We start from the raw sequence: 19,950 nt of genomic DNA, 5'->3' as shown, positions 1-19,950 counted from the left end.
AGAGGGAAATCGGATCGTCCTTTTGAATCGAACGGTATAAACTGACAATCATATCTGCTTTCTTTTGCAAGAATTTATTTTTCTTGACCCATTCAAACACTTCACTGATCGTTTCAGTTGGTGCGAGGGTCATGAAGATATTTGAGTATGATTTTGCATGTACCGCATTTTCCATCATCGCCATAAAGTTTAATACCGCTTTACGCTGATGGCCGTCTACATGTTCAGCCACAATCGGCATCCCTGTATTTCCTTGTTCTGTATCAAGTAAAGTCAGGCCAGCAAGTACCTTCATGTACGTATCTCGCTCTTTTTCACCTAAATATTTCCATGTTAAGAGATCCCCGTTTAAGGAAATCTCTTCAGGAAGCCAGAACTGCTTCACATTTTGGTTGTAAAACATTTGTGTAAAATCGTCTTCGTGTTTTGACCAGTTGGCTGCATCATAAATTTTTGTCACGTTAAACTCTCCTTTAATCAAACAACACAAGAAAGACAGCCTTCCTGCCCTGTATCCTTCGTTCTTGCATAATAAAGTGTCTTAATGCCTTTATGGTGTGCATACAGATCGATGCGGTTTAAGTCACGCGTTGTCATCGTATCTTTCAGGAATAGTGTAAAGCTGATTCCTTGATCGACGTGCTGCTGAATCGTTGCGATCATATCGACCACTTTAAACATGTCCATATCGTACGCTTCTTTATAGAAGAACCAGTTCTGCGCTGAAAGACCTGGCATCGGGTAATAGGTTTTGCTGTTGCCGTATGTTCTTTCTTCGATACGTTCCATAATTGGCATAACAGAGGCTGTGGCCGATTGCACATAAGAAATGGAACCTGTTGGTGCAATACATAAGCGGTAGCTATGGTACATGCCATTTTCCGCTACAAAGTCTTTGAGTGCTGCCCAGTCTTCTTTTGTTGGAATGTGCATGCCTTCAAATAGTGCTGCTGCTTTTTCTGTTTTTGGTGTGAAATCATTCTCCACGTATTTATTGAAGTACTCACCCGTTGCATAGCCAGAGCCTTCATAACGATGGAATGTTTCTCCTTTTTCTTTTGCAAGCTCACTTGAGCGTTTAATTGAATAATAGTTCACCATCATAAAGAAAGTATTCGCGAAATCTCTTGCTTCTTCACTTTCATAGGCAATTTGGTTTTGAGCCAAATACCCGTGAAGGTTCATCGCGCCAAGTCCGATTGATTTCATCGCTTTGTTCGCTTTTCGAACAGCCGGTGCATTGCGAATGTCTGTTGTTTCAGACACAAGTGTTAGTGAGTCTGTTGCAAGTTTGACCGTTTTTTCGATCGATTTGTTTTTCATGACATTCATGATATTTAATGAACCAAGATTACAAGAAATATCAAGACCGATTTCATCTTCTTGATCATAGTCCGTGTAAGAAGAGACCTCTGAAGCCTGAAGCACTTCTGAGCATAGGTTTGAGAATTTCACTCGTGAAATATGGTTTAATGCATGCTCTCTATTCACATTATCTTGGAACATGATATATGGATAGCCTGATTCTGAGCGAAGAACAGCCAATTTTTCAAGAAGCTTTCTCGGATTGACTTTTTCTTTTTTGACTTTCGGGTTTTCTACAAGCTCATCATACATTTCTTCCATGTCCATCTCATCAAGATGCTGTCCATATTCTTTATAGACTGTGTGTGGATAGAAGGTGTAAGCTGTTTTATCTTCTCTTGCCAGCTCGATAAATTTGTCCGGGATGACAACACCGATGGACAATGTTTTCACACGAACATCTTCATCAGCAGAGATTTTTTTTGTATCTAAGAAATCATTGATATCTCTGTGGAAAATATTGAGGTAGGCACTGCCTGATCCTTGTCTTTGTCCCATTTGATCTGCATATCTGAATGCATTATCAAGAAGCTTCATCACGCCGACGACACCTTTTGTCGCGTTTTCAACATCTTTGATTGCTTCGCCTTTTGCACGAAGTTTTGACAGGTTCAAACTGACGCCGCCGCCTAGTTTTGAAAGCTGCATTGAAATATCAATCGCTCTTGAAATATCGTTTAATGAGTCATTCACTTCAAGCAAGAAACAGCTCACAAGCTCACCGCGTCTTTTACGTCCAGCGTTTAAGAATGTTGGTGTACTTGGCTGGTACTCCTGATTGATCATCAGTTCTACAAACTCAAGGGCTTTTTCTTTATCTCCGCCCGCAAAGAAAAGCGCTACAACTGAAATGCGGTCTTCATAGCGTTCAAGGATTTTCTTTTTATCATTTGTTTTCAGTGCATAGTCGTTGTAAAACTTAAACGCACTCATGAATGATGGGAATCTAAATTTCTTCGCATATGCAGCTTCGAATACTTCTTTAATATCTGCCATGCTGTATTGTCTTAAAAATTCTTCCTCATAGTAGTCGTTTTCTATTAAGTAATCAATCTTCTCTTCTAAGTTGTGAAAGAAGACCGTGTTTTGATTAATATAATCTACGAAATAACTATGTACAGCTTCTTTGTCCTTATCAAACTGAAACTTTCCTTCTTTTTGAATCATAATCTCGTTATTTAATTGTATCCACTTTGGAACCTGATTTTGTGACAATTCTTTCTACCTCCTGTGTAAACAATTCAACATCCCTTTTTGTTCCGCTTAGTTCAAAGGTGTGCAAAATAGGAACTTGATATTGTTTAGAAATCGTATCGGCGCTTTTGGCAAAATTATCTCCCCACACTTTGTTTCCACTCACCGCAACACCTAGTAAAAGGTGGGCATTTTTCTCTAAAAAGGATTGAGTGGTACTAGGGACTTGTCCAAATCCTGTCGTAAAGGTGACGAGAATAAACGGCGTATCCAAAAACTCTTCTCCAGTCAATTTTCGTTTGTCTGTAAAAGGGGTCTTGTCCAAAAAGCGTTGAACATTTCCTGTTTTTGAATCAAATACGATTTGAATCAATTCCATCACGACCTAGTTTTTAGTATTGTTGATCATTTCGTTATTCACTATATATAGTATACTATGTTTTTTCAAAACACAACATATAGATGTTCGAAACGAAAAAAATCAACCAACCCGGCCGAACATTCATAGCCGAACTCGTACGTTCAAATAAATAGAGCAGAACAGGATCTAAAAATAGACTGCTCTACTCCCTATTCAACTGAAACCGAAATCTATCATAACACGAAAAAAAATCGCTTAGTAGACTAGACTTTTTGTTTTATTTTTTGTAGGCATCGCACTGTAAATCTTCTGACACTTCTGTAATTTCCACTTCAACACCTAATTCTTTTAGCACCGCTTCAAGCGCAGAGACGATTGAAGCTTCTCTGACTAATTCTTTCCCATTTACAGAAACGCTTGTTCCATATTCGAAACAGGAGTCGTCTTCACAAGTTTGTTCCCAGTGATTAATTTTAATTTTGTGTGTCATGAACTCATCCTTTTCTGTCTAGATGTCTGATGCATGATTATAGTGTAGCGACTTCACATTCATTTGTAAATTCACGTGCTTACTCTTCTACAGAATCGTCATCATCATCATAATCTTCGTCCCACTCATCTATGTATTTTGTTTTAATAAGAGTCAGTTCTCCCTCTTTTTCGTCAAACCGGTACACATGTACTTCATCATCTTTCACAACAGCAAAGTGATTATTTTTTAGAGCAACAGCTGATTGTAAAAGACCTTCTATATGTCCATGATCATCTTGATTAGAATAGTTATGCCAGCTTTCCTGCCTGGATTCAATGTTTGAAATGGCGCACGATCCAAATAAGACAACAATCCCAATTAGTAGAAGGATCACCCTAATCCTTCTTAATTCAAGCTCTGCGTTTTCCATATCGCTTCCCTCACCTTTCTCCATATCCAATAAGGGATTATACGCAGAATAGGCAGAAAAGTTTCATGGCATGCAAAATAGCCCCTCTGCACTGACAAAAAACGTAGCGGGTTCCGGCAGGTTTATTCGCAGATGCATGGGGCTATTAGGTGGAACTATCCTATTCTAATTCTAGATTCACATTCTTTTGAGGTGCAAATGTAGAAATGGCGTGTTTATAAATAAGCTGCTGCTTCCCTTCTGTTTCAAGCAGCACCGTGAAATTGTCAAATCCTTTCACTTGACCGCGAAGCTGAAAGCCATTCAGTAAGAATACTGTGACAAAGGTATTGTCTTTACGAATTTGATTCAAAAATTGGTCCTGAATATTAATCGGTTTCATGTTTCGTCCTCCTTGATTCTGATAACTACAGTTTCGCTTTAAGTCCAAGCTTTCCTGCTATATATGCGAAAATTTCCTCTTTTTTGTCTGAAAAGTGGCAAGGCGGTGTCATGTCGAACCAAGTGACATCCATTTTATTACGGAACCACGTGAACTGACGCTTCGCATATCTGCGGGAATTTTGCTTTAATTGCTGGATAGCTTCATCAAGTGAGCAGTCACCTTGAAAATACGCATACAGCTCTTTATAACCAATCGCTTGAACCGATTGACAATCCTTCAAGCCAGATTGATAAAGTGCGCTCACTTCCTCAATTAAGCCTTCATCTATCATCATATCAATTCTTTGGTGAATGCGCTCGTACAAAAGCTCTCGATCCATTTTCAGCCCAATGAAGGCTGTATCATAAAGAGGAACTTCTTGATGACCACTTTGCATCTCCGACATTTTCTGACCTGTTGTATGGATCACTTCCAGCGCCCGGATCACGCGGCGGACATTATTCGGATGAATGGCTTTTGCAGCATCAGGGTCTAATGCCTTTAGCTTTTCGTGCAGCTGAAGGGGGCCATGCTGCTGTTCAAACAGCGCCATTTCTTCTCTAAAAGCAGGATCACTTTTCTCATCGGTAAATGTGTAATCATATAAAACAGATTGGATATACAAACCTGTTCCGCCGACGATCATTGGTGTTTTCCCTCTAGCGGCAATCTCTTTGATTTTCACACGGACCAGCTGCTGAAATTCAGCTGTAGAAAAGGATTCGTCCGGCTCTTTAATATCAATTAAGTGATGCGGGACACCATCCATTTCTTCAGGGGTGATTTTAGCTGTTCCAATGTCCATTCCTTTATAAATCTGCATAGAATCACCACTGATAATTTCTCCATTAAATGCTTTTGCTATATGAATGCTCAGTTTTGTTTTCCCGACAGCCGTCGGTCCTACTAATACAATCACTGGTTGTTTCGTTTTTTTCATAACATCACTCTCTTTTACAAACTGCCTACAGTATAGCATAACTTCTCTTTCTCTCCTATATACGGCCTATCACCAGCCGAGTGGTTCATTTCCGACCACTTCATATGTCTTCCCTTTTAATCGGTGCGTATGCGTCGGCCGCTCCTCGTCCGGACTATAGACAACTCCTCCGTACGGAATGGGGACAGAATCGTTATAGGCAGAAAACGTGACTTCCTCAATCTCGTGATAGTGCGTACCATCCAATCTTGGAATTGCCGGCCCTGTGACGCCGTAGTATCTGTGGAAATGCCCTCTCTCAAAAGAGGTGATCCCGCGATAGAAATGAGTATGCTGATCGGTATTACTTCCATTGACAGGCTGAGAAATGCCTTCTATTAAATGATAATGCTCTTCTGTTACATCCGTTCGTGCTTTATAGGCATGAGCATGCGGCGGGCATTTTGCCCAATCAGATGGATACAGGCCCATTTTTTACATTCCTCCTTATAATAGGCGTTCACCCAAACACATATAGGCCAATCGAATACACTGATGTCAGTTACAGTGATTTTATGTGAGAGGAGCCTTTTTTTATGAATTATTTTGATGCACCGCCATTTATGCAAGAAGACATGAGAAGACCTTTTGGTTTTGGCTTTGGACGCCCGGGTTTTGGGTTTGGGAGACCTGGATTCGGTTATGGTAGACCCGGATTCTTCGGACCTCCATTTTTAGGTGGTTTTGCTGGAGGTCTGCTTGCTGGGTCTCTGCTTGCGCCAGGCTATGGCTATGGGTACCCTTATCCGCCTCCGTACCCGCCATATGGACCATACCCTTATTATTAAATATGACGATTTAGCGAAATCAAATGAATCGATTGACACACTCGTTTTTGATGGGTTAACATTTACTTTACCGACCGTTCAGTAAAGTAGGTGTTTTTTTTATGTCTAAAACCAAAAAAGAGCAAATCTTTGATGCAGCTGCCCGCACGATCTTAGAAGAAGGATTAAGCCAGCTTACCCTTCAGCAAGTGGCAGAGCATGCACATATGACCAAAGCCGGCCTGCTTTATCATTTCGCAAGCAAGGAAGAGCTCATCCAAAAAATGAATGAGCATGCGATTCTTTGCTTTCGTCAGCAGCTCGAAACGTATCAAGAAACTTACAAGCATGAAAAAGCGCCTTATGTCCGTGCATATATATCGGCCACATTACATGATCTTGATCATCAAAATACGACTCAGCTATGTACAAGTATGCTTGCTACTATGTCATTTGATGAAGTGTTATTGAACCCTTGGCGTGATTTTTATGCAGAGTTCAAAGCGAAAGCAGCTGATGAAATCAATGACCCAACATTGAGCCAGCTGATTCGTCTTGCTTGTGATGGAATATGGTTTTCAGAAATGTTTCAGCTTGAACCGCTGAACCGAGAGGAAAAAACCCTTTTACTTCATCGGATTTTACACCTATTAGAGGAGGGATCATAATGATCCTCGGATATCTTTTTCTAGCTGTGGCGATTTTTTCAGAAGCGATTGGCGCCGTGATGTTAAAATTCTCCAACGGCTTTACTCGCTTTAAGCCGAGCGCTGTCGTTGTTGCTGGGTATACACTTGCCTTTTATATGCTGTCATTGACTCTGAATATCATTCCGCTTAGCATGTCTTATGCAACATGGTCTGGGGTTGGTACAATCCTCACGGCTATTTTTGGCGTGCTTTTTTTCAAAGAAACCTTGAACCAAAAAGCAGTCATTGGGATGGCGATGCTTGTCTCAGGAGTCGTACTTTTAAATATGTCATAAAGGATGTGAGAGATCATGAAAGGAATGCTCTATTTAACAGGAGCCATTTTGACGGAGGTTTTTGGCAGTACGATGCTGAAGCTTTCACAAGGTTTTTCGCAACTGCTGCCGAGTATTGGGGTCCTGATCGGATTTGGCTGCGCCTTTACCTTCCTCAGTTTGGCACTTAAAACCATTGACCTTTCGTCTGCTTATGCGACATGGTCTGGCGTTGGAACAGCACTCACTGCTCTTATCGGACTCGTGCTGTTTAACGAAACCATTCACATAAAAGGCTTCATCGGCCTTGCACTTGTGATATGCGGCGTGATTGTCTTGAACCTGTCCAAAAAACAAAAGGAAGAAAACAAAGAACAAATCGATCAAACCGAATGGACGTCATAAAAAAAGTCATTTTCTCCATTTAATAAGAGAAAATGACTTTTTTGTTTTTACCCGCCAACTTGAATGGTTTCTTCTAAGGAAATGGCCACATTTCCTTGAACAGCTCTTGAGATCATACATGAGCTTTCGGCTTTATGCGCGAGCTTGCGGGCCAGCTCAATATCTTGCGGGGAAGCGGATTGTTTGAGGATGATGACAGGCCGGTGAATGATTTTTTCATATGTAAACACACCATTGGTCACATCTACGACAGCCTCAGAACTCATCGTTAGATCCTCTTTCTCTAATTGGCTCCGCTCCATCATAGCGGCAAGTGTAATAATATAACACGTAGCCGCTGCACCTAAGAGCATCTCATCTGGATTTGTTCCAATGCCGGGACCGTCCATTTCTTTTGGAATTGAAATCTTCGTTTTTAACTGTTCACATGAGATTGTACCCACATCGTTACGCAGACCAGGCCAGCTCGCCTGAAGATGAAAATGATGACGCGCCATATTCGTCTCTCCTTTTATTATCACTTTTTATAGTGTAACAAGAATTCACGCTGCTTGTCTTAACATGTGCACCATCTTTATGTATATTCCTCATCCAGCACTGTCCGAATCGCCCTGACATACCGGTAGAACGTCTCGTTTTTTGTACTCGACCGCCGCCGAAAGTCAAAACTGTCAAATAAAGCTTCACGCTGACTTCTACTAATCTCTAGCTGTACACTTTGCCCTGTTTTTGTAAGATTATTAATATTATGATTGCTTGTTCCGCTCAGGGTTGCGTGTGCGACAGCCAGTTCAGCAGAAAATCCGTTCCGCTCTAATGAGTTCACAATTTTTTCTGCACGGTCGTAATCTGTTCCGCCAACGAGAGTATGGTCAATTCCTTCCTCACCTTTGTATCCATGAACTGCTAAGATATAATCGTGTGCTTTTGCCTGCGCGACGCCGACTGGCTCATCAAAGTTTGTGCTTGTAATATGAAGTTCTGACGCATTCTCTCTTAAGCCTTCAAACAAATACGTAGAGAAATCATTATCGAAAAAATGGACGATCTCGCTCACGCCGCCTTCAATCCTCCCGCCATGGGGTGACATCACTAGAAGACGGCTTCCAGGCACTGGGTTGGCTGTAATCTGATAGCTGCTTGTTGATTCGTTTTCTTCCAGTTCTTTAAAATTGCGATAAATATCATTTGAACCGCTTTCGTCTTCCCCACCTGATGACACTGGCTCATCATGTTCCTGTGCTTGCATTGTATAATAAACGCCCCATCCGATCGCAAGCAGGAGAAGCAAAGCAAAAAACTTCTTCATTCCCGTTCTCCTTTAACAGATTTCTAAGCCGTTTCTATGATTTATATTGAATCATCATTTCTTTTCATTTTTTCCACTTTTTCTCTTCAAATTTGATCATAACACTCTAGATCATGAGATTCCTCAAAAATAAGATAATTGCATTTATATACACAGAAACGCCTCTCCTCTTTGAAAACAGAGTTAGAATAGTATGACAGACAAATGAAGTTATGTTTAAAATGGCCTAGTTCTATCCAGTCTGTTTTCTTTAATTCGGCTTGTATTTATATGGATTTGATTTTTTTCCTCTGTGACAAGTCACATTTGTATGAGCATTGACCCTGTTTATCCCCCCCCTTTTTTCTGCAAAATCGATTGTTTCACCGGTTCTCTTTGAAGAACTCTCCCACCTATCATCGGCAGATTCTACATGTTTTTCACCTTTTTCTATTATTTTACAAAATGTAAGCGCTTTTCTTTTTAAAGAGAAATCAGTCAGCCGCCAATATGAAGAAAAGGAGGGGCATGAATCCGAACCAAGCAGCTCTCATTCTCATAACGTAATAGTGTACAAGAATGGATAGCTAGAATGGAGGGCATTACATGTTTGGATTTTCTATGGTGCAAATGGTCAGAACACAAGCTAGTAAACTGGATCAGCCTTTAAGAGAAACCGTCCTTCACCTTTATAAACCTTTTAAATGGACGCCATGCTTTCTTCATCGTTTCTTTGAAGGAAGATTAAAGAAGAGAAAGAAGCTTCGTGTGATCATTGAATTTAAGGAAGGTGCGGTCGAAGCAGGTATTCAAAGCGCAAAACAGTTCATGAAAAAAAGTAGAAAAACAAAAATTAAACGGCACTTTTCACATATCGACTGCTGCGCTGCTGACCTAACACCGGCTGCTTTAGAGGAGCTGTTAGCGAATGGTGAGCATATTCGTAAAATTTATTTAGACCGGAAAGTTCATGCACTTCTGGATGTGGCCACACAAGCAAGTCATACTGATGAAGTCATCCGAAACGGTACAACCTTAACAGGGGAAGGTATTACGGTCGCTGTCATTGACACAGGGATTTATCCGCATGAAGATCTAGAAGGAAGAATTCGCGATTTTGTGGATTTAGTCAAGCAAAAAACAAAGCCTTATGATGATAACGGGCATGGCACTCACTGCGCTGGAGATGTAGCTGGAGACGGAGCTGCCTCAGATGGCTTGTACAAAGGACCTGCTCCAAAAGCTAATTTAATTGGCGTGAAAGTGTTAAATAAACAAGGGGCTGGATCACTTTCTACTATTATAGAAGGGGTTGAATGGTGCATCCAGTTCAATGAAGATCATCCTGATGATCCGATTCATATTATGAGTATGTCACTAGGCGGAGATGCCCAGCGTTATGATGACGAACAAGACGATCCGATGGTACGCGCTGTCAATGCTGCTTGGGATCAAGGCATTGTTGTATGCGTCGCTGCCGGAAACTCTGGTCCTAACAGCCAAACGATTGCGAGCCCTGCCGTCAGTCAAAAAGTTATTACGGTTGGCGCTTTTGATGACCGAAATACACCAGAATCAAACGATGATATCGTGGCACCATTTTCGAGCAGAGGCCCTACTGTTTATGGTGAAACAAAGCCTGATATTCTCGCACCAGGAGTAAACATCGTCTCTCTCAGATCACCAAGGTCCTTTCTAGATAAACTCGATAAATCAAGCAGAGTCGATGACGATTACACGACGTTATCTGGCACATCTATGGCAACACCGATTTGTGCTGGTATTTGCGCTCTTCTTTTAGAGCATTCACCAGATTTAACGCCCGATGATGTCAAAACCCTGTTAAAAGAAAATACAAGCAAGTGGTCTGGAGATGACCCGATGATTTACGGAGCAGGTGCCATTGACGCAGAAAAGGCCATCAAAGAATAAATTAAAAAAGCCCTTTACGTTGATTCGTAAAGGGTGTTGTTTGTCTGTTATTACGTGTGAAGTCTTTCATCTACTTGAGCAGCTGACATGTTATGCTTCGTTCTCATACATCTCATCTCCTTTTTGAATGTGCGTACGCGCTTCGATCACAATCTCAAAAAAAGTGGAAGATTCCTTGTACATGTCGCGTTCCTTATAATAATTAGCCGCATCAAGTGCTAATTCCTCTAAATCAGCAAACATTTTTTTGCTTCGCAGACCAAAAAGGGCCGACCTTAATTGCTCACAGCTGTCTTTTTCTATATAAAGCGCCTGCAAAAATTGGAATTTCAACTGATAAATTTCATCTTCCAATAAACAAGCCTCTTTCATTCCTTTACGTATAGCCTCGCCCGCCCGCTGGATATCTCCGAGTTTAAAACAAGTAAGGGCAAGTGAAAATAATGATTTGATCATCGTGGATGCTTGATCTTTTTGATAAAGGGAAATGGCTTGTTCAAAAAAGACAGTCGCTGTATGATACGTTCCCATACTATAATGACAAGCACCTAAGTTATTAAGAGCCATCGCTTTAAAATAAGATGTGCATTCTTGCCGTTCCATCGCTTCACAGACCTTTAACGCTTTTTCTAAATAAGGAAGCGCTTTTTGGTGCTGACTCACATCAATCCAATTACCTGCCATGACAAAATCACATTGAATGCTTCTTTTTCCATAAAGCTGATGTTTCTTATAAATGTCTCTCGCCTTTTTAGCATAATGCATGGAGAAATAAGTTTGTTTCATATGATAGTATACTTCAGCGATTTTATAGTAAAATTCCGCTTTTTCAATCTCATCTGTCACTAAGATCAGTTGATGTTCCGCATGCTTGTAATAGGAAATAGCCTCGATATACCGGCGCTGGATAAACGCATACATTCCATGGAAAAAATGAAAGTAATAGCCGAGCAAGCCTGTCATCTCATCTTCTCCATCTTCCATTTCTTTCGGAAAAGACACGGCTTGAAGCGTTTCACTCCCTGCATGGACTGGCGTTAAATGCTGAAGCATCATTTGATGGCGAAAATCCATTAGAGAATAATATAGAAGTAAATCTTGATCCTCTTCCATCTCATGAATTTCTTCTTCAACAAGGCGCTTCATATCGTTTGCTTGTTCGACTTCAAATTTGCAAATATGCGTGTACCATTGATTGATCTTTACACCTACTTCGGAAGATGGTATTTTGTGTGCCATCCACTTCAGCCCCATTCTATCATATCAAACTGATAACTATTATTTTACATAATTTATGTTTTTAAGGCAAATTGTAAGTTATTACATAATTTATGTTCATTTCGCATATTTCTATCTTTTTTACCAAGTTTAAATGGAGTAATTTTGCCCATCAAAACGGTTTTTCTACGAAGATGGGTCAAATTCTCTTAATACTTCTTTTAAAGCACTGATATAACGTCTGAATGCTTTTTTCTTTCCTTTTCTCGTATCAAAATTGTCAAAAAAGGCTTCCCTCTGCGCCGTACTAATTTCTAGCTGAACACTTTCACCACTCGCATTTCGATTATTAATATTTTTGGGATCTGTTCCTGAAAGCCGTTCGCCTTCTTGCACCATTTCTGCAGAAAATCCTCGATCCTTTAATTCTCGTACAACTGCTCTTTGCATTTTTTCGTTTGTCCCACCAACTAGCGTGTGTCTTTTATCACTTTTATAGCCGTGGATGGAAATGGAGAAGGGATACGTTTTAATCATTTGAACCAATATCGGTTCATCAAACTTGGTGCTTGTAATATGCAAATCACGATTATTGTCTTGTTTTGTTCCTTCAAACAAATACGTAGAGTACTTTTCTTGAAATGCTTCTACAATTTCACTTGTTCCTGGTTCAATTTCCCCTCCATGAGGAGAAAAGACGAGTAAATCACTTCCACCCTTTTCGTGAAATTCTATTTCATAGCCTTCTCTTTCATGTCGGATAAGCTGTTTAAAGCTTTCATATTGATCCCCTTTTTTTCGCTCTTTTTGATACTTTTCTACCTCTTCTTGATATTGCTTTTGCTCTTTTTTTTCTTGAACAGAATGGCTGCATTTCACCATTAAAAGAGCACACAGGATCAGAAAGATGAATCCACATATCAGTAGCCTTTTCATTTCACCGCTCCTTTTCATTCTCTTAGGTGTCATCTTATCGCATTATTTTACTATCAATGGCTAACAGAATTCAAAGGTTGTCCGGCTCATTTGAACGAATCAGGAGAACTTACCTGTTTTTTATGCTGCCCTAGGTATTTCTGACTTCTTTGAATCATTCGTTGCTTGAATAAAAACTGCATCGTATGACCTTATTTTAGCTTTAGTTAAAATCACCTACAAAAATGGACATATTCTTCTGATTTCAAACAAAAAAAGCCGTAAACAAAAGGTATGCCCTTCTGTTTACAGCCAATTACTGTATATCCATCATTAAACTCTTAGTTCATTCTCTAAAGCTGAAAGGACTTCATCTTGCGACAGTCCTTGTGCAAGAGAAATCTCACTCACTAACATGCCTCGTGCATCTTCAAGCATCTTCTTTTCACTTGAATTTAATGCTTTCTTCTGATTGCGTCTCATCAGATCTTTGACAACGTCTGCACCATCTTCGATCGCACCTGTTTTTAGCTTTTTCAGATTTTCATCATATCTTTGCTTCCAAGTAAGCGTGTCGTCGTTTGTTTCTTCTGCAAAATTGTTCATCACAACTTTCAGCGTTGCTTGATCTGCTACCGGACGTATACCTAGTTGATTGATTCTGCCTCTTGGGATCATCATCTGCATATTCGGCATTTGAATCAGAAAATATTCCTCCGTCTTACCTAAAATCTCTTTTTCTTCCATTCCTTCAATCACACCGGCACCATGCATAGGATAAACAATTTTATCACCTATTTGAAACAAATCCGCCACCTCCGAAAGTATTCACATTATGATTATAACACATTTCATCGGTGGATAAAAATTTATATTCTATCATGTTATTTTAGCACTAGTCAATTCTTTTTATTTGAGTTTTTCAGAAAAAGCCTTTTTTTACAAAAAAAGCGCCATTATCCAGTCCCCTTGTCTTATTCTTGCATATACTAGCATTGAGTCACATTTAGGAGGGATGACAATGTGCAAATGCAAGTGCAAACATTCCCACTCAAACTGTTATAAAAAGCATGACGATCATTGCCATGAGGATCCATGTAAAGAAAAAAAGTTTCATCATAAAAAAGATAAATGGTTTGAGAGCGATTTCTGGGATACTTCTAGAAGCTACGATCCCTATTACTGTCCTAAAAGTGTCTGCAGCAGCTGTAAGAAGCGTCGTAGAAGAAGACATGGCTTCTCATATTAGCAATTGACGCTTTCACCTGCTTTTCGTTTTCCCGGCTGAAAAGCCGGTTTTTTTCATATGGATAGGCTCATGAAACGGATCATGCTCATAGGATATGGCAACCTGACATAAAGGATGAGATATCAAATGAACAATATGAATAGCCCAATGAATCATCATCACCAAGAAAACCCCTATCATACATTTGAGAATGTGTATACAGCCAATCATGAGCATGTGGTCGCGCCAAACATGCAGGATCCTATGAATATGCCAAAGCATGATCATACCGGTAAAAAAGATATGTACAGCGGACACTATCCGCATCATCATTCAACCTATTCGCCGTTTCCAAATCAGCATGATGCCTTTTCACATGTTCCAATGAAAGATCACCATCATCTTGGCCACTATGGTGGATACGGAATGATGCCATATCATCCATACGGATATCAAGATATGCATATGATGATGCCAAATCAGCAAATGACAGGCCATGGTTATGGAATGAACCAACCAAATGCGTTTTTCCCCCGTTATTACTAAACAAAGTGAAAAAATAAGGGTACAATATACCATTTAATACCATATAGGAATATGGTAACCTTATAGGTAAATAATGGGTGTAATCATCTATTATTTGCCTATATTCAACAAGGGGGAAGGAAAAAATGAAAAAAACATGGACAATGATCATGATCGGAATGCTTACACTGGTCATGGCACTATCGGTACCGATTGCCGCATCCGCAGAAGGAGTCAAAACGGAGGAAGGCAAAGCATCAACGAATGCAAGACCAGCTGAACTTTATGCAAAAATTACAGGTACAAGTAAGCAGGAATGGTCTTTTTCTGACATTGAGCTGACATACCGCCCAAATTCTATTTTAAGTATCGGTGCCATTGAGTTCACATTGCCTGCAGGCTTTCAAGCGACAACAAAAGACATCTTCAATGGAAAAGCATTAAAAGACAGCTACATTTTGAACAGTGGAAAAACTGTCCGCATTCCAGCTAGAATCGATTTATTAGGAATCTCACAATATAAATTACAACTTTCTCATAAAGTACTTCCTGCTGCAGGTACATATACGTTCCGCGCAGAAAACCGTGCGCTTAGCATTGGTTCTAAATTTTATGCAGAGGACACCCTTGATATTCAAACACGACCAGTTGTGGTCACACCGCCAAATCCTTGTGGATGCTAAATAAAAAAGCGCTCTAATAAGAGCGCTTCAGCGTGTAGACAAACCCTCGCATTCTTTGTCAGGTCTGTGCTCCGTTACTCACGAATGTTCAATTCGCTCCGTTCCGGTGCTCGCCCTTCCTAGACTGCAAAGGTTTTCTATCACGCTGAAAAGAAGACAAAGGGCCAAAATCAAGATGATTTTAGCCCTTTGTCTTTTTTTCATTTGATCACATGACCCGTTTAAACATTTTTTCCATTTCATATGTCGAGTGATGAATGATGATCGGCCGGCCGTGCGGACAAGTGAAGGGGTCCTTTGTCTGCCGGAGTTCATCTAATAAGGCTTTGATTTCATCATGACGCAAATGGCGATTTGCTTTGATAGAACCTTTACAGCTCATCATGATCGCCGCTTCTTCTCTCAATTTTTTGATATCAACACGCTTCTCATTTAGCACTTGCTCTATAATCTCTTCGATCAGTTCAGCCTCTTCCCCTTTTGGAAACCACTGCGGATGCGACCGAACAATGTAGCTTCCTGAACCGAAAGGCTCTAAGAAGACGCCCACTTTCGTTAGTATCTCTTTATGCTCTTCAATAATCAGCATATCGTTTTTCGAGTAGTGGAATGTTAATGGGACGAGCATTTCTTGCACTTCCTGCTTGATCTCTCCTACCTTCTCACGATAATACTCATACTTGATTCGCTCCTGGGCCGCATGCTGATCGATAATATAAAGCCCTCGTTCATTTTGAGCCAAAATATATGTGCCGTGCATTTGCCCGATGGGATACATGACAGGAACACGTTCGTTTTCTGAAATGGCTTCTGCTGCATCTTCTCTCAGTACTGACTCTTCATATTCAAGAGAAGCAGCGGATTCCTCTAAATGAACACGCTCAGATGGAGCATCTTCATTAAATACGGGTGATGACGTCCCTGTCATTTCCTGCGCAGGCGTCCCGTATGTGCCCATCTGATTTGTCTCGTATACAACCGATTCGAGAGGCTCCGGTTGATAGCGTAGCGGCGTTTCCGTTTCGCTTGTGTTTACTTTTTTCGCATCAAAGGTTAAGGATTGCTGCTCATTTTTCACTGCTGGCATTGGTGCTTTCTTTGGCACTGAAGCACTTGGAATAAGCTGCTGCTTTTGAAATACTTCCTTAATTCCTTGTTTGATTAGCTCATGAAGTTCCTGCTCTTTACTTAGTCTCACTTCAAGCTTCGAAGGGTGAACGTTCACATCCACTAAAATGGGGTCCATCTTCATCTCAATAAATGTAATCGGATGGCGGCCAATCGGCAGCAGGGTATGATACCCTTCATGGACCGCTTTCACGAGCGGAAAATGCTTAACATATCTGCCGTTTACAACAGAAGACATATAATTCCGTGATGCCCTTGTCACTTCTGGCAAGGAGATATATCCTTTCACTTCAAAATCAAGTGATTGCACGTGAAGCGGCACCATTTTTTTCGCAACAGCTGTCCCGTAAATGGCCGCAAGCACATGCCGCACATCCCCGTTTCCATTCGTCTGAAGCAGGACTTTCCCTTGATGTCGCAAGCGAATCGATACTTCTGGGTGAGCCAGCGCAATTCGATTGACGACATCCGATATATTGCCAAGCTCCGTATGAACGGTTTTCATGTATTTTAAACGGGCAGGCGTATTGTAAAATAAGTTGGTAACGACAATCTCGGTACCGCGGCGGCCAGAGGTTTTTTTCTCTGAAATGATCTTTCCGCCTTGCAGTACCAGGTGCGTTCCAGCTCCTTCACCAGTACTTGTTTTCATTTCTAGATGAGAGACAGATGCGATACTTGGCAGCGCCTCTCCCCTGAACCCGAGCGTTCTGACACGGAACAGATCATTTTCATCTTTGATTTTACTCGTTGCATGGCGCTGAAAGGCGAGCTTACAATCTTCAGCATCGATTCCAACACCATTATCAATCATTCTAATAGAGGAAAGACCTGCTTCTTCTACATCGATTTCAATCACTGTACTGCTTGCATCGATTGCATTTTCCATAAGCTCCTTTACTACAGAAGCCGGACGCTCGACTACTTCACCTGCAGCAATTTTATTGGATAGGTCATCGGATAACTGAATAATCTTTGCCATTTTGCTCACCTCACCTTATATTATAATTTCTTTTGCAATTCATATAGCTTTGTCATCGCTTCGAGCGGGGTCATATCCATTAGGTTGAATGACTTTAATTCCTCGATCACCGCTTGATCTTTCTGTTTTAGAACTGGTTTAGTTTGCGGTTTTTCTTCTACTTCAAAGAAAGAAAGCTGCTGTTTTCCCTCGGTCTTTTCTGTTTTTGGGGCTGCAGATACGTGCGGGGTCACTTCATGTGATCCGCTCTCAAGCTCCGTCAAAATGGTCTGGGCCCTATCGATGATGGCATCAGGCAATTCAGCAAGCTGCGCTACATGAATACCATAGCTTTTATCAGCTGCCCCCTCTTTGATTTGATGTAAGAAAACGACCGTGCCTTCATGCTCTTCAGCACGTACATGGACATTTTTCAGCTCGCTTAATTGAGACTCAAGGACTGTAAGCTCATGGTAATGTGTAGAAAATAGCGTTTTGGCACCAATATGATCGTGAACAAATTCAATGATTGCCTGCGCAAGAGCCATTCCATCATAAGTGCTTGTCCCGCGTCCAATTTCATCAAATAAGATCAAGCTGTTTTTCGTTGCATGCACCATCGCATTTTTTGCTTCAAGCATCTCTACCATAAAAGTACTCTGACCAGAAATCAAATCATCTGCCGCACCAATGCGTGTAAAGATTTGATCAAAGATCGGAAGGGTCGCCTTTGATGCCGGCACAAAGCAGCCAATTTGCGCAAGAATTGAGATAAGCGCCATTTGTCTCATATACGTACTTTTCCCTGACATATTCGGCCCAGTAATGAGTAAGGTTTGCCGGCCATTTCCCATATGGCAGTCATTTGGCACATACTCCTGATGATCCATCACTTTTTCAACGACTGGGTGACGGCCATCTATGACATCCACCTCATCCTCTGAGAATTCCGGACGGATATAACGGCGCTTTTCACTGACAGTCGCAAAACATTGGAGGGCATCCAGCTCACTCATTTGTTTTGCGAGCAGCTGTAATCTCGGAATATAGACTTTCACTTGTTCCCTGAGAGCTGCGAATAGTTCATATTCCAGTTCGCTTATATTTGATTCTGCCTCAAGAATCAGCGCTTCTTTTTCTTTCAATTCAGGTGTAATATACCTCTCTGCATTGGCAAGCGTTTGTTTTCTTTCATAACGCCCTTCCTCCAGAAGATGCGTATTCGCGCGTGTCACTTCGATATAATAACCGAACACTTTATTAAACCCGACTTTTAAGGAGCGAATGCCTGTGTATTCTCTTTCTTGCTGTTCAAGCCGTGCAATCCAGTCCTTCCCATTTCGGCTGGCATCACGGTATTCATCTAATTTTGCATTGTAGCCGTCTTTAATCAAATTGCCTTCTTTTAACGTCATCGGCGGGTTCTCATATAGCGCATCTTCTAATAAATCAAGTAAGTCACCACAAGGATCAATATCATTCGCTCTTGATTTCGCCATTTCCTCTGGCAGTGAGTGCACAAGCTCTTTAATGGCTGGCACTTGCTTTAAGGATTCTTTTAACTGAATGAGATCACGGGCATTTACGTTGCCAAATGCGACGCGGCCCGCTAGACGCTCAAGATCATATACTTGCTTTAATCGTTCACGCAGATCCTCTCGTTCAAAGAAATGATCCATGAGAATTTGCACCATTTCCTGACGTTCCTTAATTTGCGAAAGACGAATTAACGGCCGGTCGATCCACTGTTTGAGCAGCCTTCCGCCCATCGCTGTTTTTGTTTCATCTAGCAGCCATAATAAAGAGCCCTTCTTGCTTTTTGAGCGGATCGTCTCTGTTAATTCAAGATTTCGTTTTGAGTAAAGATCAATTTTCATTGTTTGTTCGAGCTCAAACACTTGCACTTGCTGAAGGTGATCGAGACTTCTTTTTTGCGTTCTTCTTAAATAAGCATATAATGTCAAAAAGGTCGATCTTAGTTGCTCGCTCAGGCGGGACACGAGTCGCTCAGCTTCATCGATTAACTCATCACTATCTTCGTATGAAATGGTCGCTTGGCACCGTTCCTTTAATGTTTTGACTGTTTCCTCATCCAGCTGCTTTGACACCACAATTTCTTTTGCACCGACAGAATAAATTTCAGACACGACTTCATCTAATCGATCGATGAAAGCCGCCATATTTTCACCTGTAGATAAATCGGAAAGTGCAAGTCCGTATCCATTTTCAAATCTTGTAACAGATGCAATGAAGTTGTTTTCGTTTTCACTTAAGCCTTTACCATCCATCACCGTACCTGGTGTAATGAGTTGAACGACTTCTCTTTTGACCACACCTTTTGCCGTTTTAGGATCTTCCACCTGCTCACAAATCGCGACCTTGTAGCCTTTTGAAATCAATTGTTCTATGTATGCAGAAGCAGAATGATAAGGCACACCGCACATTGGTATTGTCCCGCCATCTCTGCTTGTTAACGTAATTTCCAATTCTTGTGCCGCTTCTTTTGCGTCATCAAAAAACATTTCATAAAAATCGCCTAAGCGAAAAAATAAAAAGGCATCTTGATACTCTGCCTTGATTTTTAAATATTGCTGTATCATGGGCGTATAACTTGCCATATTTCTAATCCCTCACTATATTACATTCGAATTCATACCATCTTTCATTATAGCATAAAAAATCCCCTTTTTTCTCCTAGATAGGACACAAAA

The 19,950-nt window shown here is 40.9% G+C and carries 22 protein-coding genes; 7 read left to right on the top strand and 15 right to left on the bottom strand.

Annotation, left to right across the window (positions count from 1 at the left end):
• The 8 genes from C6Y06_RS09280 to C6Y06_RS09245 form a co-directional block, all read right to left on the bottom strand.
• On the bottom strand, window positions 1–460 hold a 460-nt coding region (locus C6Y06_RS09280; protein WP_189288339.1), incomplete at its 3' end, for a ribonucleotide-diphosphate reductase subunit beta.
• Window positions 461–477: 17 nt separating this feature from the next.
• Window positions 478–2,580: a class 1b ribonucleoside-diphosphate reductase subunit alpha gene (gene nrdE / locus C6Y06_RS09275; RefSeq protein ID WP_034662140.1), complete on the bottom strand. Its 2,103-nt coding sequence runs from the start codon at window positions 2,578–2,580 to the stop codon at window positions 478–480.
• The gene (gene nrdI, locus C6Y06_RS09270) at window positions 2,540–2,932 is read right to left on the bottom strand and encodes a class Ib ribonucleoside-diphosphate reductase assembly flavoprotein NrdI (protein WP_008360380.1); all 393 of its coding nucleotides are present in this window, start codon (window positions 2,930–2,932) and stop codon (window positions 2,540–2,542) included. The genes nrdE and nrdI overlap by 41 nt, the downstream gene beginning before the upstream one ends.
• Window positions 2,933–3,197: 265 nt before the next feature.
• The gene (locus C6Y06_RS09265) at window positions 3,198–3,410 is read right to left on the bottom strand and encodes a hypothetical protein (protein WP_003212415.1); all 213 of its coding nucleotides are present in this window, start codon (window positions 3,408–3,410) and stop codon (window positions 3,198–3,200) included.
• Between the two features lie 79 nt (window positions 3,411–3,489).
• Window positions 3,490–3,822: a YmzC family protein gene (locus C6Y06_RS09260; RefSeq protein WP_034662143.1), complete on the bottom strand. Its 333-nt coding sequence runs from the start codon at window positions 3,820–3,822 to the stop codon at window positions 3,490–3,492.
• A 160-nt stretch (window positions 3,823–3,982) separates the two neighbouring features.
• Window positions 3,983–4,204, bottom strand: coding sequence for an RNA chaperone Hfq (gene hfq / locus C6Y06_RS09255; protein ID WP_003211269.1), 222 nt, complete (start codon window positions 4,202–4,204; stop codon window positions 3,983–3,985).
• A 25-nt stretch (window positions 4,205–4,229) separates the two neighbouring features.
• Entirely contained in the window at window positions 4,230–5,186 is a 957-nt protein-coding gene (miaA, locus tag C6Y06_RS09250) for a tRNA (adenosine(37)-N6)-dimethylallyltransferase MiaA (protein WP_034662145.1), read from the bottom strand.
• Between the two features lie 69 nt (window positions 5,187–5,255).
• On the bottom strand, window positions 5,256–5,657 hold the full coding sequence (locus C6Y06_RS09245) for a YmaF family protein (RefSeq protein WP_095285194.1): 402 nt from the start codon (window positions 5,655–5,657) through the stop codon (window positions 5,256–5,258).
• A gap of 104 nt (window positions 5,658–5,761) precedes the next feature.
• Here C6Y06_RS09245 and C6Y06_RS09240 point away from each other — a divergent pair, with 104 nt between their 5' ends.
• From C6Y06_RS09240 to erbB, 4 genes are all read left to right on the top strand, one after another.
• On the top strand, window positions 5,762–6,013 hold the full coding sequence (locus C6Y06_RS09240; RefSeq protein WP_012010040.1) for a hypothetical protein: 252 nt from the start codon (window positions 5,762–5,764) through the stop codon (window positions 6,011–6,013).
• A 101-nt stretch (window positions 6,014–6,114) separates the two neighbouring features.
• Window positions 6,115–6,660 carry a TetR/AcrR family transcriptional regulator gene (locus C6Y06_RS09235; protein WP_095285193.1) on the top strand — a complete coding sequence of 182 codons (546 nt, stop codon included), beginning with the start codon at window positions 6,115–6,117 and terminating at the stop codon, window positions 6,658–6,660.
• Window positions 6,660–6,977: an SMR family multidrug efflux transporter EbrA gene (erbA, locus tag C6Y06_RS09230; RefSeq protein ID WP_034662156.1), complete on the top strand. Its 318-nt coding sequence runs from the start codon at window positions 6,660–6,662 to the stop codon at window positions 6,975–6,977. The genes C6Y06_RS09235 and erbA overlap by 1 nt, the downstream gene beginning before the upstream one ends.
• Window positions 6,978–6,992: 15 nt before the next feature.
• Window positions 6,993–7,361 carry an SMR family multidrug efflux transporter EbrB gene (gene erbB / locus C6Y06_RS09225; RefSeq protein WP_034662159.1) on the top strand — a complete coding sequence of 123 codons (369 nt, stop codon included), beginning with the start codon at window positions 6,993–6,995 and terminating at the stop codon, window positions 7,359–7,361.
• A gap of 47 nt (window positions 7,362–7,408) precedes the next feature.
• Here erbB and C6Y06_RS09220 read toward each other — a convergent pair whose 3' ends face one another.
• Together C6Y06_RS09220 and C6Y06_RS09215 are read right to left on the bottom strand one after the other, a co-directional pair.
• Window positions 7,409–7,858: an OsmC family protein gene (locus tag C6Y06_RS09220; protein ID WP_034662163.1), complete on the bottom strand. Its 450-nt coding sequence runs from the start codon at window positions 7,856–7,858 to the stop codon at window positions 7,409–7,411.
• A gap of 77 nt (window positions 7,859–7,935) precedes the next feature.
• Window positions 7,936–8,670 carry a poly-gamma-glutamate hydrolase family protein gene (locus tag C6Y06_RS09215; RefSeq protein ID WP_034662166.1) on the bottom strand — a complete coding sequence of 245 codons (735 nt, stop codon included), beginning with the start codon at window positions 8,668–8,670 and terminating at the stop codon, window positions 7,936–7,938.
• Between the two features lie 585 nt (window positions 8,671–9,255).
• Between C6Y06_RS09215 and aprX the strand changes: the two genes are divergently transcribed.
• Window positions 9,256–10,581: a serine protease AprX gene (gene aprX, locus C6Y06_RS09210; RefSeq protein WP_106036806.1), complete on the top strand. Its 1,326-nt coding sequence runs from the start codon at window positions 9,256–9,258 to the stop codon at window positions 10,579–10,581.
• A 90-nt stretch (window positions 10,582–10,671) separates the two neighbouring features.
• Here the strand turns inward: aprX and C6Y06_RS09205 are convergent, their stop codons facing one another.
• From C6Y06_RS09205 to C6Y06_RS09195, 3 genes are all read right to left on the bottom strand, one after another.
• Complete coding sequence (locus tag C6Y06_RS09205) at window positions 10,672–11,820, bottom strand: Rap family tetratricopeptide repeat protein (protein ID WP_034666524.1); 1,149 nt, start codon at window positions 11,818–11,820, stop codon at window positions 10,672–10,674.
• Between the two features lie 165 nt (window positions 11,821–11,985).
• Window positions 11,986–12,735, bottom strand: a complete 750-nt coding sequence (locus C6Y06_RS09200) for a poly-gamma-glutamate hydrolase family protein (protein WP_034662173.1) — start codon at window positions 12,733–12,735, stop codon at window positions 11,986–11,988.
• A 312-nt stretch (window positions 12,736–13,047) separates the two neighbouring features.
• The gene (locus C6Y06_RS09195; RefSeq protein WP_034662177.1) at window positions 13,048–13,521 is read right to left on the bottom strand and encodes a CarD family transcriptional regulator; all 474 of its coding nucleotides are present in this window, start codon (window positions 13,519–13,521) and stop codon (window positions 13,048–13,050) included.
• 568 nt (window positions 13,522–14,089) lie between these two features.
• On the opposite strand from C6Y06_RS09195, the gene C6Y06_RS09185 reads away from it, so the two are divergent.
• Both C6Y06_RS09185 and bslA read left to right on the top strand, forming a co-directional pair.
• Window positions 14,090–14,488, top strand: coding sequence for a hypothetical protein (locus tag C6Y06_RS09185; protein WP_034662180.1), 399 nt, complete (start codon window positions 14,090–14,092; stop codon window positions 14,486–14,488).
• A gap of 125 nt (window positions 14,489–14,613) precedes the next feature.
• Window positions 14,614–15,150, top strand: a complete 537-nt coding sequence (gene bslA / locus C6Y06_RS09180) for a biofilm surface layer hydrophobin BslA (protein ID WP_060596340.1) — start codon at window positions 14,614–14,616, stop codon at window positions 15,148–15,150.
• 208 nt (window positions 15,151–15,358) lie between these two features.
• On the opposite strand, the gene mutL is transcribed toward bslA, so the two are convergent.
• Entirely contained in the window at window positions 15,359–17,260 is a 1,902-nt protein-coding gene (mutL, locus tag C6Y06_RS09170) for a DNA mismatch repair endonuclease MutL (protein ID WP_106036805.1), read from the bottom strand.
• A 20-nt stretch (window positions 17,261–17,280) separates the two neighbouring features.
• A complete protein-coding gene (gene mutS / locus C6Y06_RS09165) occupies window positions 17,281–19,857 on the bottom strand; it encodes a DNA mismatch repair protein MutS (RefSeq protein ID WP_106036804.1) in 2,577 nt (858 codons plus the stop codon).
• Between the last annotated feature and the right edge of the window lie 93 nt (window positions 19,858–19,950).

It is taken from the genome of Bacillus sp. MZGC1 (genome assembly GCF_002998605.1).
GTDB lineage: Bacteria > Bacillota > Bacilli > Bacillales > Bacillaceae > Bacillus.
Note: the sequence above shows the minus strand (reverse complement) of the source record. Positions and strands in the feature narration are given on the sequence as shown.